This is a genomic window from Granulicatella adiacens ATCC 49175 (assembly GCF_025150565.1).
Lineage (GTDB): Bacteria > Bacillota > Bacilli > Lactobacillales > Aerococcaceae > Granulicatella > Granulicatella adiacens.
In genome coordinates, this window is sequence record NZ_CP102283.1 from 1275367 (window position 1) to 1290603 (window position 15237).

At 36.5% G+C, this 15237-nt stretch carries 15 protein-coding genes; 1 reads left to right on the plus strand and 14 read right to left on the minus strand.

What is annotated here, in order from left to right; all coding sequences use genetic code 11:
• Positions 1-636: 636 nt before the first annotated feature.
• Genes nrdF through nrdI form a run of 3 tightly spaced genes read right to left on the minus strand, consistent with a single transcriptional unit; the run spans position 637 to position 4212 of the window.
• Positions 637-1647 carry a class 1b ribonucleoside-diphosphate reductase subunit beta gene (nrdF, locus tag NQ540_RS06205; protein ID WP_049555052.1) on the minus strand — a complete coding sequence of 337 codons (1011 nt, stop codon included), beginning with the start codon at positions 1645-1647 and terminating at the stop codon, positions 637-639.
• A 29-nt stretch (positions 1648-1676) separates the two neighbouring features.
• Positions 1677-3836, minus strand: coding sequence for a class 1b ribonucleoside-diphosphate reductase subunit alpha (nrdE, locus tag NQ540_RS06210; RefSeq protein ID WP_005605945.1), 2160 nt, complete (start codon positions 3834-3836; stop codon positions 1677-1679).
• 10 nt (positions 3837-3846) lie between these two features.
• On the minus strand, positions 3847-4212 hold the full coding sequence (nrdI, locus tag NQ540_RS06215) for a class Ib ribonucleoside-diphosphate reductase assembly flavoprotein NrdI (protein WP_039848917.1): 366 nt from the start codon (positions 4210-4212) through the stop codon (positions 3847-3849).
• A 251-nt stretch (positions 4213-4463) separates the two neighbouring features.
• On the opposite strand from nrdI, the gene NQ540_RS06220 reads away from it, so the two are divergent.
• On the plus strand, positions 4464-4901 hold the full coding sequence (locus tag NQ540_RS06220) for a CopY/TcrY family copper transport repressor (RefSeq protein ID WP_005605952.1): 438 nt from the start codon (positions 4464-4466) through the stop codon (positions 4899-4901).
• 284 nt (positions 4902-5185) lie between these two features.
• Here NQ540_RS06220 and NQ540_RS06225 read toward each other — a convergent pair whose 3' ends face one another.
• The 11 genes from NQ540_RS06225 to ftsA all read right to left on the minus strand — a co-directional run bounded on the left by NQ540_RS06225 (position 5186) and on the right by ftsA (position 15177).
• Positions 5186-6712: a BCCT family transporter gene (locus NQ540_RS06225; protein WP_005605955.1), complete on the minus strand. Its 1527-nt coding sequence runs from the start codon at positions 6710-6712 to the stop codon at positions 5186-5188.
• Positions 6705-7439 (minus strand): sugar phosphate nucleotidyltransferase, encoded by a 735-nt coding sequence (locus NQ540_RS06230; RefSeq protein WP_005605957.1) that lies wholly within the window; start codon positions 7437-7439, stop codon positions 6705-6707. The genes NQ540_RS06225 and NQ540_RS06230 overlap by 8 nt, the downstream gene beginning before the upstream one ends.
• Positions 7439-9196 carry a phosphotransferase gene (locus tag NQ540_RS06235; protein ID WP_005605959.1) on the minus strand — a complete coding sequence of 586 codons (1758 nt, stop codon included), beginning with the start codon at positions 9194-9196 and terminating at the stop codon, positions 7439-7441. The genes NQ540_RS06230 and NQ540_RS06235 overlap by 1 nt, the downstream gene beginning before the upstream one ends.
• A 121-nt stretch (positions 9197-9317) precedes the next feature.
• Positions 9318-9695 carry an iron-sulfur cluster biosynthesis family protein gene (locus NQ540_RS06240; RefSeq protein WP_005605961.1) on the minus strand — a complete coding sequence of 126 codons (378 nt, stop codon included), beginning with the start codon at positions 9693-9695 and terminating at the stop codon, positions 9318-9320.
• A gap of 57 nt (positions 9696-9752) precedes the next feature.
• Positions 9753-10310 (minus strand): DivIVA domain-containing protein, encoded by a 558-nt coding sequence (locus NQ540_RS06245; RefSeq protein WP_005605962.1) that lies wholly within the window; start codon positions 10308-10310, stop codon positions 9753-9755.
• 13 nt (positions 10311-10323) lie between these two features.
• The gene (locus NQ540_RS06250) at positions 10324-11115 is read right to left on the minus strand and encodes a YlmH family RNA-binding protein (protein ID WP_005605963.1); all 792 of its coding nucleotides are present in this window, start codon (positions 11113-11115) and stop codon (positions 10324-10326) included.
• Positions 11116-11129: 14 nt separating this feature from the next.
• Positions 11130-11390 carry a hypothetical protein gene (locus tag NQ540_RS06255; protein ID WP_039848827.1) on the minus strand — a complete coding sequence of 87 codons (261 nt, stop codon included), beginning with the start codon at positions 11388-11390 and terminating at the stop codon, positions 11130-11132.
• Between the two features lie 12 nt (positions 11391-11402).
• Positions 11403-11852, minus strand: coding sequence for a cell division protein SepF (locus NQ540_RS06260; protein ID WP_005605967.1), 450 nt, complete (start codon positions 11850-11852; stop codon positions 11403-11405).
• Positions 11852-12535 carry a YggS family pyridoxal phosphate-dependent enzyme gene (locus NQ540_RS06265; RefSeq protein ID WP_005605969.1) on the minus strand — a complete coding sequence of 228 codons (684 nt, stop codon included), beginning with the start codon at positions 12533-12535 and terminating at the stop codon, positions 11852-11854. Before NQ540_RS06265 ends, NQ540_RS06260 begins: the two co-directional genes overlap by 1 nt.
• Positions 12535-13824: a cell division protein FtsZ gene (gene ftsZ, locus NQ540_RS06270; RefSeq protein ID WP_005605971.1), complete on the minus strand. Its 1290-nt coding sequence runs from the start codon at positions 13822-13824 to the stop codon at positions 12535-12537. Before ftsZ ends, NQ540_RS06265 begins: the two co-directional genes overlap by 1 nt.
• A 24-nt stretch (positions 13825-13848) precedes the next feature.
• Positions 13849-15177 carry a cell division protein FtsA gene (ftsA, locus tag NQ540_RS06275; protein ID WP_005605973.1) on the minus strand — a complete coding sequence of 443 codons (1329 nt, stop codon included), beginning with the start codon at positions 15175-15177 and terminating at the stop codon, positions 13849-13851.
• Positions 15178-15237: the final 60 nt, after the last annotated feature.

The window sequence follows — 15237 nt, forward strand, 5'->3', positions numbered from 1 at the left end:
AGCCGAAAGCTCAATATGTTTTAAAAACTCTATAAGAAGCAGATAATTTATCCCTGCACTTCTCCATTTACAAGAGTGTTGAAGTTTGGATATGAATACACCAATAAACTTATTTCACAAAACTGATTCCTAAATTACCATATTTGGTAATCAAAAATACGAAGTGATTTCGGAGTCTATAGTGGTAACAATAGCGACCACAACTGATGTGAATTAGGGAATCTTCGAAATTTATTTCGTAGAGTCCCTTTGAAGCTCAACCCCAGACTCAATCGGTGAGGAGCACATACTCTGTCCAAGCTCCGGTTCATTTGCGAGGCCGATGAAAACATGGATGTGTCCGTCAAATGGGCCTATTTTCAATAAACATGTTCCTAATGCACCCAACTTTTTACTGTAAATCACAAAGAGCCTCGGATACCAATAATCATAAGAATAACGTGCGTAATCAATGTGAATTACACTCTCTTGAAAATTCATTTTCTAGAGAGTGTTTGAAGCTTGGTAGCCTCAAGACCTCGGCTTGAGGCGGTACAGTTATTCTTATAATTATTGAACGTAGCCGAAGGCTCTATGTGTTTTACCTTTGCGTCAACAAAAAACAGGCTCCTTTTCAGGAACCTGTTTGGATAGAAATTACATCCATTTTGAATAGTCTTCATCATCCATCGCTTCAACACTACCGAGTAAGTACCCATTCCCAACTTGCGAGAAGAAGTCATGGTTACTTGTACCTGTTGAAATCCCGTTCATTACAATTGGATCCACATCTTCAGCAGTATCCGGGAACAATGGATCAAACCCTAAGTTTTGAAGTGCCTTATTCGCATTATAACGAATGAACACTTTCACCTTTTCAGTCCAACCAACTTGGTCATAAATAGATTGTGTATACTTCACTTCGTTTTGGTAAAGTTCCAAGCATAAGTTGTATACCCACATCTTCATTTCTTCTTGTTCTTGTTCTGACAATTCGTTGTAGCCTTGTTGGAACTTGTAACCAGTGTAAGTTCCGTGAACCGACTCGTCACGAATGATTAACTTGATGATTTCAGCCACGTTAGCAAGTTTGTTGTTTCCTAAGTAGTAAAGTGGTGTAAAGAATCCACTGTAGAATAGGAAAGTTTCAAGCATAGTAGAAGCCACTTTCATCTTCAAAGCATCTTTACTTTGATAGATTTCATTAATCTTTTTCGCTTTGAATTGTAAGTATTCATTATTATTTGTCCATTCGAAAATATCTTCGATTTCTGCTTTTGTATGCAAAGTACTGAAGATAGTTGAGTAACTTTTCGCGTGAACAGATTCCATAAATTGAATGTTATTCCATACGGCTTCTTCGTGTTGCGTGCGCACGTAATCTTTCATTAAGCTTGCACCTTCTTCTGATTGAAGCGTATCTAATAATGTTAATCCACCGAACACTTTACCCACAACATCTTTTTCTGCAGGTGATAAAGTTCTCCAGTCGTCTAAGTCGTTTGATACTGGAATACGTGTATCTAACCAGAATTGCTCTGTTAGTTTTTCCCAAGTTAATTTATCGATCATGTCTTCCACTTGGTTCCAGTCAATCGCTTTATAGTACTCTACTGGTTGTGTAGAATTTTGAGAAAGAATCTCATTAAAATATCGTTTTGTACTCATGAGCTTTTGTCCTTTCTTTCGTATTCCCATTAAATGCTACAGCTTTCGCAAGCATTACTTCCGATTTCATCGTTGTTTTCTGTAAATGTACGTACATAGTAGATTGACTTGATGCCTTTATTCCACGCATAGTTACGTAAAATGTTTAAGTCACGGGTTGTCATCTTGTTTGTACGTCCTTCTTTCCATTCATATAATCCTTCAGGAAGTTCTGAACGCATGAATAATGTCAAACTCATCCCTTGGTCAATATGTTTTTGAGCTGCTGCGTATACGTCGATTACTTTACGCATATCGATATCGTATGCTGATTTGTAGAATGGTAAAGTATCGTTTGATAAGAATGGAGCTGGATAATAAGTCTTACCAGTCTTCTTCTCTTGACGTTCTTCAATTAAACGAGTGATTGGGTGTAATGAAGCACTTGTTTCGTTTACGTAGCTGATTGAACCAGTTGGCGCAATTGCTAAACGGTTTTGGTGATATAATCCACCGCTCATTACTTCTTCTTTCAATTGTTTCCAATCTTCTACAGTTGGAATTGGAAGTTTCGCAAAGATTTTCTTCACTTTATCAGATTGAATTTGTACCTCTTCAGCAATGTAGCTGTCGAAATATTCACCTGTTGCGTATTTAGAACGTTCGAAACCTTCGAACGATTTACCGCGTTCTTTGGCAATCTTGTTACTTGCTTTCAATGTGTAGAAGTTCAACATTCTGAAGTATAAATCAGTGGCTTCGATAGACTCAGGTGAACCGTATTCCATTTGATTTAATGCAAAGAATGTGTGTAAGCCCATCGCCCCAAGACCGATAGTATGTGCTTTGCTGTTTCCGTTTTTAACCGTTGGAACCGCATCGATACTTGAGTGGTCTGTTACGAATGTTAACGCACGAACGGCTACATCTACAGAGCGGTCGAAGTCAGGTGATTTCATTAAGTTCACGATGTTTGTTGAACCTAAGTTACAGCTGATATCTGTTCCTAAGTGTTCATACTCTTGAGCGTTGTTAATCACTGAAGGTTCTTGCACTTGTAGGATTTCAGAACATAAATTACTCATGATAATCTTTCCATCGATTGGGTTTACACGGTTTGCTGTATCGATGTTCACCACATATGGATATCCAGATTCTTGTTGTAATTTACTAATTTCGTTTTCTAAGTCACGCGCACGTAATTTAGATTTACGGATTTCAGGATTGTTCACCATGTTGTCATATTCTTTGGTAATGTCCACATATGAGAATGGTACGCCATAAATACGTTCTACATCGTATGGGCTGAATAAGTACATAATGTCGTCGTTTTTGATTAATTCGTAGAATTTATCTGGGACAACAAGTCCAAGTGATAATGTCTTCACACGCACTTTTTCGTCTGCATTTTCTTTTTTCGTAGATAGGAACGATACGATATCTGGATGGAATACGTTTAAGTAAACCGCACCGGCACCGTTACGTTGACCTAATTGGTTAGAGTAACTGAAACTATCTTCTAATAATTTCATAATTGGAACAACACCGCTTGATGCATTCTCAATTTTCTTGATTGGGTCACCTGCTGCACGAACGTTGGACAAGCTTACCCCTACTCCTCCCCCAATTCTTGATAATTGGAGAGCTGAGTTGATGGTACGACCGATACTGTTCATATCGTCTGTTGTTTGAATTAAGAAGCATGAAACGAGTTCTCCACGACGTTTTCTTCCGGCATTCAAGAATGTTGGTGTTGCTGGTTGGTAACGTTGTGTAATCATTTCTTCTGCTAAATCATGTGCTAATTGCTCATCGCCATCCGCTAAGAAAAGAGCGTTAAATACAATACGATCTTCAAAACGTTCTAAGTAACGTTGACCATCGTTTGTCTTCATTGCATATTGTTTGTAGAATTTGAACGCTGACATGAATGAACGGAAACGGAATTTTTTCTTGTACGTTTCTTTCATTAATTTCTTAACGAATTTACGGTTGTATTTTCCTAAAAATTCTGCTTCTAAATAATCGTGTTCGATTAAGTAATCTAGTTTTTCATCTAATGTATAGAAGAAAACTGTATTTGGGTTTACGTGTTCTAAGAAGAATGCACGAACCGCTTCACGATCTTTATGCAATGGAATTTTCCCATCAACTGGACGGTTTAACTCATTGTTTAATGCGAAGTATGTAACTTCTTGAGTCTTGTTCATTAATTTTGGACTATCCAATCTCTCTCACCTTTTCTATTAGTATTTGTACATCTTTATCTGTACCTTGGTTTTCAAAACGATGAAGTAAAGGAACATCATATCTTCTCGCTAACTCTTTGGAATTCGAACAAAAACTCGTGTTAAAATTGCGATTCCCTGAACCAGCAACTCCCATTAACAGCTTTCTGTTCTCTTCAAAATCAATAAATTCGTAAAAAAAATTCGCCACTTGATCTCCATAAGTTGGTGTAATGACGATATAAGGCTCTTTCATTTGTAATGTAGGATTTTTCTTAGAAATTTCAATAAAATCCCAACCCAATTTTTTTACGAATTGTCTTGTTTTTCCAGTTAGTGATAAATAAACGACTTTCACAATATCTCCATTCCGAAATAGAAATACAAGAAAATGCATTCCAATCTCACTTGAAACTCACGAAATTAATTATATCTAGTCTAGTTCTTTTTTGCAATTTTTTTACAACATTTTGTATCATTCTTTTTAGACAACACAAAATATAGTTGGTGAAATCGATGTTTTTCGACATTTAGTATTCAGGTCATTTATCGCATATTTGACAGAATCAGTCGACGATTGTAGACTAAAAGCGAAAGGAGTTCTATACTATGACTGAATTTCAACCAATGAGCCCATCAGAACGCCAAGTCATGCGCGTATTATGGGCAAACCCAAGTAGTACAAGTGGATTTATCATCGAACAACTGCAGAAATCATTCCCTTGGAGTGAATCAACTGTAAAAACGCTTATTATTCGCCTCACAAAGAAAGGCTATATTCAAATCGATAATCGAAAGAAACCCTTCCACTATTCTGCTACGATTTTGGAAAAAGAGCAACTCGACCAAGAGACGGATGCACTTCTTGAACAAGTATGCCACAAACAAAATGGAAATTTACTCCATACTCTAATCAATAAAGCCACCTTAAGCCAAGATGACATTCAAGTATTAGTGAATGCCTTAAAAGAGAAAGCTGCCACCGCTCCTACTTCTGTTGCGTGCAACTGCTTACCTGGGCAATGTAATTGCCATCACCATCACTAACATAAAAACCTATTGCTTAAAGCCATAATGACTTTAAACAATAGGTTATTTTTATTTTCAATTTATTCCAATTTGCACTATTTAAAATTCTCGCTAAATGACTATGAATCTTACGGATTTAATAGTAACAGTAATGGGAAGGATATTAAAACGAATAAGAGGGAGTTAGGAATTTATTCCTTACTCCCTCTTTGAGGCTTTAAAGGTGCAAGACCAAGGCTTGCACCGGTATCCCATTACAACTACTATTCCTATATCCGTCATAGATTCATAGTCATTGCCAACTACGATTTCAAATAGTCCTTCGCATCTTTAAAGAAGCTTGCAATAATCATAATGATAATAATCCCAATTGGGAAGGCTGCAATAATGGCTACCGACTGAAGATTATACATTGAATTTTCAGAGAAAATCAATGCGATTGGGAATAAAATCAGTACTAATGACCAAAACATACGAACACGCTTATCACTATCATGCGTATGCGTTAATTCTTTATAAGAATAAGCAGAAACTACGAGTGTTAATGCATCGAACGTCGTCGCGTAGAAAGCAATCATTGTAACAGCCAGAAGTAGCAATCCAATATTCGCTAATGGCATTGTCTCAAAAATTTTAAGAATGGCTGCAGCATAATCCGCATTTGTATTTAAAATTCCTGTAATATCTAAGCCATGCTTTAATTGTTGCGCAAGTCCGTAGTTCCCAAGAATAATAAATGCTGTAAATGTTCCTGCGATTCCCCATGCATATCCACCTAGAACCGTATTTTTAACAGTACGGCCTTTTGAAATACTACCGATAAAGAATGGCGTCGCTACACACCATACCATCCAATAAGACCAGTAGTAAATCGTCCATTTTTGAGGGAAACTTGTCTCGCGAAGTGGATCTAACCATGTGGACATTCCGATAAAGTTTTGAACAAGATTTCCAATTGCGCTAAATCCTGTTTCTAAAATATAAACGGTCTCTCCTCCTAGGAATAGGAAATAAGCAAGAAGTGCAAAGAATAAGTACGTACAAATGGCTGCTAATTTTGAGACAGCTTCCATTCCTAACATAACAGTGCTTGTATAGACTACTGCAATTAATAATAATACAACAATCGTAATTAGTTTCGAATTTTGAATTCCAAATACTTGGCTCATGGCCGCTGAAAGAAGTGGGGTCGCTAGTGAGAACGTTGTTGCTGTCCCTGCTATTAAGGCAAAGATAGCGATTAAGTCAATGACTTTTCCCATCCATCCGTCTACTTTATCTCCTAAAAGAGGACGACAAGCTTCTGAAAATTTTTGTTTTTCTACTTTTCGATTATGTAACATAAATCCAAAAGCGACGGCTAACATAATGTAGAATCCCCAGGCAATAGGTCCCCAGTGGAATAACGGGAATGTCGAAGCCCATTTTTGAATGCTACCAAGCTCTCCAAGATAAGACTCTTGCGCATAGAGTGCCCACTCAATCATGGCATAGAACACAATATCTGCTGCCATCGTAGAAGTAAAAATCATCACTCCCCATTGGAAATTTGAATATTCTACTTTAGATTCATTCCCACCTAATACGATACGTCCATATTTAGAGAAAGCTACATACATACTACACAGGAATACACCAACTCCTAACATGGCATAATAAATACTGAATTGGTCTCCTAGAAAACCTCGAACTCCTTCAAGTACTGCAGAACTAGAATCCGGGAATATCAAAAATAATAGTCCTAGAAATAATACTCCAAATAATGGTACTAGTGTAGCAATCCAGTCAATTTCATCTCTTAACGATTTTTTCTCCAATTCATTATTCATAATGAGCCTCCTCTAATAAAGTTTGATACGATGCATCCATTGTTACCAATTCTTCCAAGCTATCGATTTCTACGATATCTCCCTGTTGCATTGGGTAGATGCCCATTTCATATTCTGTGGGGTAACAAAACATCGCTACATCATCCCAATAAATGTCATGATGTTTCTTTTCTTCAAACTCGATTTCCAAATGATGTTTTAACTTTTGTCCGTCTTCTTTCGTCCAACGAGAAATGCTATATAATTGCCATCCCTTTTCTCCACCAGTACGACTACAGCTGGTAACAACTCCATCCGTATTCACTTGCATGAGCCATTCATCCGTTCCATTTTCTACAGGAATACAAGCGTAACCTGAGCGTGTAAACTCTGGATGTAAGATGTCACTGTTAAAAATCAATTGGTCACCATCTAAAATAATAGCTTCTTCTAAATGATCTCTGACAGCATAAAGAGAAGAGATATTGTTGGCAGTATCAAAATAAGGATTTTCTACAATGGTAATATTTGGATAATCTGCTTTTAACTCAGAAAATTTTTCCTTTAAATAACCGACAACCACGTAAATCTCTTGAATTCCTTGTTCATATAAGGCATCGATTACCGTATCAATCATTCTTTTCCCATTTACTTTTACTAATGGTTTTGGGATTTCATTAGTTATTGGACGCATTCGTGTCCCTTTTCCCGCTGCCATTATAATTGCTCGTTTAATCGTATGTGTCATTATTTTTCCTCTTTTGCTAATTCTTCTTGCACAATGCGATAGAAGTCTTTGGCATAACGATATTGCATGAGTGAATATTCACCAAAATCAACACCTAGTGTGCGTTTATATTCGCACCAGTTGCTCCAAAGCATTCCGCTAACGGCCATATACGCATAAATTTTAATACGCGTTATCTTTTCGCATTTTCCTTCAAAATAAAGGTCCATTAATTCGTCTGCTTGTTTACGGTCATATCCAGCATAAATACAAAACATTGCAATATCGATATGTGGATCTTGCATTCCTGCATATTCCCAGTCAATCAGTCGAATATCTCCTTCTTTCGTGAAAAGAAAATTATCGTAGACTGAATCTATATGGCTTAGAACTGGCTCCTTTTTATACTTTTCTACAAAACTCTTTAAGCTTAATATTTCATTTTGCGTTTTTTCATGATCTTTATAGTAAGACGCTTGACCGTTCCATAAACTTTGATAAAACACGATTTGTTTAAATGGATCAAATGTATGAGCGACTTTCAGTTTAGACGCATGGAACTCACGAAGTTTTGCCATACAACGTTTCAAATCTTCTTTATTTTCACTATCACAAGAGCGTGCTCCATCTAGATAGGCTGTAATCTTATATCCATTCTCAGGATTCATATATACAACATCGTCACAGATTTTTTTGCCTTCTAACACGCGGTATACATCAGCTTCTTCCTTACGATTGATGAGATGATCCGTTCCTTCTCCTGGAATACGCATAATGTATTTTTGTTCTTTACAAGTAAATAAGAAGCTACGATTCGTCATTCCTTTTTTTAATACTTCAATATTTACAATTTCCTCTAAAGGTACTCCTAATGCTTTTGAAATGTTGATTAAAGCATCTGTTTCTAAATGACTGGAGGAATGGTCGATTTCACGTAACTGCTCGTAAGTATTAATTTCAGCAATCTTTTTATCATCAATCATTTTTGGATATACAATGTACTTTTTATCTTTATCCTCTAAAGTAACTTCCCAGAAAGATTTTTCATGCCTTTTTTCTTCAGCAGCTATATTTAATTGTTTGGTCACCACTTTAGCTTCTTTTTCAGCAAGATAGCAAATTCCGTATGGGCGGTTTCCTTTTCTTCTTTTCTCACTCGTGATGATTTCTTGCTTTTTATTCACTCTAAAATAGCTTTGTTCCACTTCCTCATGTCCCATTAAATACCAAGAGTATAATTCATCCTCTTCAAAGGGACTCTCCTCACACCACAAGTCACAAGGGACAATATACGTGTTTCCTAAGATTCCAGCAACTCGTTGTAATGAATAAAAATTATTTTTCGTAGCATAATCTGGATTCACTGCTAATTTTACTTGAAAATCATCAATTAAATACTCGTACTGTTCTTTCATAAAGCCTACGACCACAGTGATATCTGATACTCCCACTTCTTGTAATTGTTTAATCAATCGCTCAATAAGTGGTTCATTTTTGACTTCTAGAAGTCCTTTTGGCGTTTCTGTATTGATGGGAACCATTCGCATCCCAAAGCCAGCTGCCAAGATTACTGCATTTTTAGGTTTATTTTTTTTGAATAACGTTTTTGCCTTACTAGTCATTCGAAATTCTTCATCGACTAGCTTTAATTCTCTTAATTTTTTAATTTCACGATTCACCAGTCCCAGAGAATAACCTGATAAATCTGCCAATTCTCGTTGATTATGAATAGCGTTCTTTTTGATTAATTTCAACAAATCTAAATTAACTTTGTTCATAAAATTCACCTCTTTTGTTTTCGTGAACAAAAACAGTATACTATGTATTCAATGAAGGTACAAGCCTTTTAAAGTAAAAAAATCCTTAAATACAAAAAAAGATGAGCAAATGCTCATCTTTTTACGCTATAAAATCAATATTGAGTCTCATGGATAAGATACCTGCCTCACTCTTTAAGTAAAACCCATATTTATCCACACTATAATCGACTACATTTTTCTGGTCAAACATCATTTCATAGCGACTAGAGACATAAACTTTTCCCAAATTAGTCTCTAATAACTTGTCGAACTTTCGATGTAAAGTAGACTCCTCTTCTTTCTTTAAAATGACTAAATGATACTTCTCATTAACTTGGCAATGACACCCTCCGCCTTCGTCGTAGAAAGGACTATCTCCATCAGCATAATCCATAACGAAAAAAACATCTGTTAATCCTTTTTCATTCATTAATTTTAATAGTTTATCTTTAGCTGTTTCACTAAACCAAATTTCCATCGTTTTCTCTCTTTCTATCGAAAAAGGAGACCTCCTTTTGGTCCCCTTCTAAATTGATTATTGTTGTTCTTCTTCAGTAAGGTGCTCAGTTCTTTTAGCACGTTTTTCGATAATTGAATCAATTGTCGGTGGTGTCACTTCAATTTGTGAAGGTGTATTTAACACCATATCCCACTCTTCATTTTTAATCATTTCTAATTGTGTTTGACTTAAGATTTGAAGACGTTGACGGAAAATACGCGTTTCCTTCTTAATTGCGTCTGTTTCACGATTAATTTGAGTCGCTTTTTCAGCTGCCTCTTTTAATAATTCCTCAGCTGTTTTTTCTGCTTCAAAAATAATGATTTCCGCATCTTTACGCGCATTTTCACGTAGTCTGTCTGCTGCTTCTTGAGCTACAATAATAGATTTATTCAAAGTTTCTTGAATAGAAGTAAAGTATTCTACTTTTTCTTCATTAAATTTCACACGTTTTTCTAAATCTTTATTTTCACGAATTAAATGTTCTAATTCTTTTTTTACTTCATCCAAAAACTCATTAACTTCTTCTGGATCGAAGCCTTTGAATTTTGTTGAAAAATCTTTATTATGAATATCGTTTGGTGTAATTGACATAAATAACTCCCCTTTATTTTTTATTTTTTTCTAAAAGACCAAGTTCGATTTTAATTTTATCTTTTTTTGTTCGCCCTTCGATTTTTTGAATTTGAAGGCGTCCATATCCGCGAATGGATACAATATCTAAAATTTCCAGCAAAAAGTCCGGGCGATTCTCTTCGGTCCAATTCACCTTTACTTTACCACTTTCTATCATTTCTTTTGAACGCTGTCTTGACACATTAAATACGGAAGCAATCACTGTATCTAAACGAAGAGAACTTACAACTGTTTGAATATTTGTCCAATGATCCACTGGAACAATTAATTTCGTATAGTCGACTTCTTCAAGCCTTACAGCAACTTTCCCAATTTTTTCTAGCTGTTGTTTGATATATTCTTTCATATTTTGAGCACAGAATAATTGCCAGTCTTCTCCGTTAGAAATAATATCGCCAATCAGACTACGGTCAAACCCAAGGCTCATCAGTGACCCAAGAATCTTACCATGCCCCAGTGTTGCGAATTTCTTCGGATATTGAATATGAAAAAGAGCATTTTCGAAATCCTCTAAAGTTGGCTCATAATAATCCGGACAAATCATACAACGTTTTCGTTCAGCATCAATATACCCGCCATCAAAGTAGTAACGAACATCATCATACTGACCCACGATCGCCTCCACAATAAACTGTTGGCGTGGATCAAGATAATTCGTCAATACAGGCGCGTACTGCAAACGTACTTCTTCTACCCATTCTTCCACTTGCTTTAGAAAAGAGATTTCCTCTTTTCTAAAATGTTGCTCAACTCCACTGCCCATAATTCTTCACCTTATTAAAAAATCAAACGTATGAAACTAACAAACACTAAATTGATAAAAAATACAACGACCATAGCCGTCACCAATGCTAAACTATAATTACCAATTCTCACATCTTTAAAAAGACTTACAAAAGGTCTACATGCTTTATCTAACAATTCTTCAATAAACATCGGAAGATACAGATTCCAATAAATATTTAACCCATATGCAATTAAAAATAATGTATAAACTGACGCAATATAAGTAGACCATTCAATTAGTAAACTTGCCATCATCATTCTCCTCTAAAACTCAGGACGTCGAAAAGCATCTCCTGCTTCCTCGTCAAAGTTTCCTTGTACTTGAAAATTCGCCGGTGAGCAGATAAAAATTTCATCTCTTACTTTTTGAACATCACCATTAATAGCATACGCCACTCCTACTACAAAATCAATGACACGTTTTGCATCTTTTGGTTCCATCCGTTTAAAGTTAATGAGTACTGCTTCCCCTTTTAAGAGAGCATCTGCTATGCGTTCCGCTTCAGAATAAACGCTAGGCTCCATCACATAAATTTTAGATGTTTTCTTTACTCCTGGGCTTTGGAAAGGAACGACATTCGAAGCGTTCGATCTAGAACAAAGTGGAGTCTGAGTATTTTCCTCAGTCTCTTCCACATATTCAAACTGATCATCTTCTTCATAGTAGTCATCTTCAGGACTTAAAAAGTTTTTAACACGATTCATGAATCCCATTATTCTTCCTCCGTTTCAAACCAGCTTGTGCCAATTCGAATATATGTTGCGCCACACTGGATAGCGATTGGAAAATCTCCACTCATCCCCATACTTAACTGGAGCGGTTGTGATAATTTTTCCTTTTCTTCAATCTTTTTAGCTAGTTGTGCTAAACGCGAAAAAAAGAAGCGAATTTCTTCATCGCTTGCTTCAAAAGGCGCCATCGTCATTAGCCCAGCAACATGAATTTTTTCATACTGTTTACTCTCTTTATATGCGCTAAAAGCCTCTTCAGGTGAAAAACCATGTTTCGTTTCTTCACCAGAGACATTTATTTCTAACAGACAGTCCAAAGGTTGCTCGAGACGTTTATCAATCTCACTCATAATAGAGAGTCTATCAAGAGCGTGGAATAAATCAATGTGATTAATAACTTGTTTTACTTTCCGCTTTTGCAAAGGACCGATTAAATGCCAGATAATATCCTCTTGGGGAAATTGTTCCTGCCGTTCAAGTAGTTTTTCAACACGATTCTCCGCAAAATGTCGAAAACCCAAATCATACATCTCTTGAACTTCATCCTGAGATCGATTTTTCGTCACAACAATAGGACAAACTTCCGTAGATAGTCTATGAACTTGGTTACAAGAAGATGCAACCAAGTTCATAATACGACTTACATTCTGTTTAATGATACTCATTAATTTCTATTTCTTTTTCTGAAAAATGGCGGAGTATCTAATCCATCATTTTCAGCTTGTTTTGGCTCAGAAGGAGCTTCTACAAAATTGCTTTGCGCAAATGGTGAATCTGCATCAGTTGATGAAGAAGTATCACGCACTGTAGTTTCACGACGGATATCCCAGTCACCAAACAAGTCTTTTTCTGCTTTCTTTTCTTCAACAACTTGTGGTTTTGAAGGTACTTGTTTCTCTTGGAAAGTTTGAGGGTTATTCCCTAAATCTTTACGAGTTGAAGTACTGCTTGTAAATGGAGAACGGTTAGCGCGAGTTACTGACTTTTTTTCATGTTTACGCTCCTCGTCAATTCCTGTTGCGATAACAGTAACAATGACTTCATCTCCTAGGTTTTCATTGATTGAAGTACCGAAGATAATGTTTACTTCACTTGTTGAAGCTGCTGCAACGATATCAGAAGCGTCTTGTGCTTCAAATAATGTTAAGTCTGCACCACCAGTGATGTTTAATAGGATTTGTTCTGCTCCATCGATAGATACTTCTAATAATGGTGAAGAAATAGCTTTCTTCGTAGCTTCTGCCGTACGGTTTTCACCACTAGCAACACCAATCCCCATTAATGCTGAACCTTGATCTTTCATCACTGTCTTCACATCAGCGAAGTCCAAGTTAACGTAACCAGGTGCAGTAATTAAATCAGAGATTCCTTGTACCCCTTGACGTAATACATTATCAGCTTCACGGAAAGCTTCTAACATAGGAGTCTTTTTATCAACGATTTCTAATAAGCGGTTATTTGAAATCGTTACTAATGTATCTACGTTTGCTTTTAATTGTGCAACACCTTCTGCAGCGAAGCGACCACGTTTTGGTCCTTCAAAGCTAAATGGACGTGTAACAACCCCCACTGTTAATGCGCCTAACTCTTTCGCAATACGAGCAACAACTGGTGCAGCACCTGTACCAGTACCTCCACCCATACCAGCAGTAACGAAGATTAAGTCTGCGCCAACTAAAGCTTCGCGAATTTGTTCTTCACTTTCTTCTGCAGCTTTTAGACCGATATCAGGTAATGATCCAGCACCTAAACCTTTTGTTAATTTTGGTCCTAATTGAATTTTAGTTTCAGCTTCTGAGTTTCTTAAAGCTTGAGTATCAGTGTTTGCTACGATGAACTCTACACCTTGTACTCCTTCTGCAATCATACGGTTAACAGCGTTGTTACCAGCACCACCAACACCAATGACTTTAATAACTGCGCCATCTAAATTTGTATCGAATTCGAAATCCATTATATTTCCTCCTTGGTTCTCTTCTTAATTTTCGTCAATAAACATTTTAAAGAAGTTCTTCACTTTTGCTCCAAACCCTTGTTCTTCACCACTTGCTTCTTGTTCAACATCTTGTGGTTGTTGAACTGGAGCTGTTGGTTGAACTTGTACAGGTGCACTTTTTGGAGTGCTTTGTACTGGACGTTGTTCTACACCAGGTTTCCCTTTTTGTGCGATACGGTGAACATCATCTAAGCTTGCAGCATATTGAATTAACCCCATACTAGTTGCATAAATAGGATTTCTCATTCCCATTTGCTCAGGAATATAAGTTTTCACTTGTACTCCAAAAATTTCTTGTGCTAACTCTTGAACTCCTGCAAGTGAAGAAGCTCCACCCGTTAACACGATTCCTCCTGGAAGTTTTAATGCTTCCACTTGGTCTAGAGCACGTTTTACCGTTTCAAAAGTTTGAACGACACGAGCTTCAATAATTTCTGATAAGTAATGTTCATCTACTTTTATTGGATCTTTCTTTCCAATCGTTTCAACTGGGAAAAATTCATCTGCACTCGTTTCTGATGAGATTGCATATCCATATTCACGTTTAATGCGTTCAGCATTTTCAAAGCTTGCATTCAAGATGATTGAGATGTCTTTTGATACGAAATCTCCACCCTCTTGATCCACAAATGAAAATTTCAACTGATTGTCATGCATAACAGAAGCACTAGTTTGTCCACCACCCATGTCAATTAAAATTGTTCCAAATTCTCTTTCACCTGGAGTTAATGCTACTTGACTAATCGCTAATGGTTGAATCACCATTTCTTCAATATTTAATCCGGCTTTGTCAATACAACGTTTAATATTATGAACAATCGTCTTAGGTCCTGTAATCATGCTCGCAAATAATTCTAAGCGAACGCCAATCATTCCACGAGGATCTTTAATCCCGTCAAATCCATCCACGATGAACTCTTCTGGAATAACAGAAATAATTTCGCGTTCAGGTGCAACTGAACGAACTTTTGCAGCGGAAATCACATTATATACATCCACATCTGTAATTTCTCTATTTTCACTTGATACAGCAATCATTCCATGACAAGGTTCGATTGAAATTTGATTACTTGGAATTCCAACGATAACGTCCTTGATTTGAATATTTGATTTTTGTTCTGCTTGTCGTACTGCTTTTCGAATGGATTCAACTGTTTCATCAATATCTACGATGACTCCACGGCTCAATCCTTCTGATTTTTCATTGCCGACTCCAATAATATTTAATTGTCCTCTGACATACTCAGCTACTACAACTTTTATTGAAGTGGTTCCAATATCTAAACTCACATAAATTCCCTGATTTTTCACGTTTATTGAAACCTCCTATACGATTATTCATAATTCATTTTTTAATGTTAATTTTGTTAG